The organism is Vibrio sonorensis, assembly GCF_001854765.1.
Classification (GTDB): Bacteria; Pseudomonadota; Gammaproteobacteria; order Enterobacterales; family Vibrionaceae; genus Vibrio; species Vibrio sonorensis.
In genome coordinates, this window is sequence record NZ_LJJE01000050.1 from 1 (window position 1) to 557 (window position 557).

At 36.4% G+C, this 557-nt stretch carries 2 protein-coding genes; both read right to left on the minus strand.

Translation table 11 applies throughout. From position 1 onward, the window contains the following. Positions 1–2: 2 nt before the first annotated feature. Positions 3–146, minus strand: coding sequence for a hypothetical protein (locus BLO31_RS23800; protein ID WP_175443197.1), 144 nt, complete (start codon positions 144–146; stop codon positions 3–5). 10 nt (positions 147–156) lie between these two features. Continuing rightward, positions 157–557: hypothetical protein (locus tag BLO31_RS09235; RefSeq protein WP_217495116.1), on the minus strand; the 401-nt coding region annotated here is incomplete at its 5' end.

Below are 557 nucleotides of genomic sequence, written 5' to 3' on the forward strand. Positions count from 1 at the left end.
GATCAGCAGTGCATATAGCGCGCAGTTTGTGTACTGGTATATGTTCCAAATGATTTTAAAACAACCAAATAGTCTCGACCGGCTTCTGGTTTCAGGGTTGCCTCTTCGTTAAAAGAGATAAACTCTACTTTCTTGACTACAGACATTTTTGTTTCCTTATCTTTGTATATTCCACGCAGAAATTATTTTTGTAGAGAATAATACGGTGAGTAATGCCGAAGTTAACGGAAGGCACCACCTTAAGTATTGAATCGGTGCGAGATATTCAGCAACGACATTATTGTGTATTGAAGGGATATTCATTGCCCAATTGAACCCTAAAAAGGTAATCAGTAATAGCAGAACGCTTAAACCTAATCCAAGCCATACAAAACTATCAATAGCGTCATGCAGTTCATTGAGCAAGTTCACTAAAGTTGAGTTGTTATTAGCCATATCGCCTTCTTTAATGTTTCGGATGAATATAAAGAATTCATTATGCAATAAGATGCAAAATAATACATTGTTAGAATGAACACTTCCGTATTCGTCTAGCAGGGTAAGTCTATTTAACGTAC

Bases quoted from the DNA above. Each gene is read 5' to 3' on its own strand.
- BLO31_RS23800 (WP_175443197.1), bottom strand. From the start codon at position 146: ATGTCTGTAGTCAAGAAAGTAGAGTTTATCTCTTTTAACGAAGAGGCA.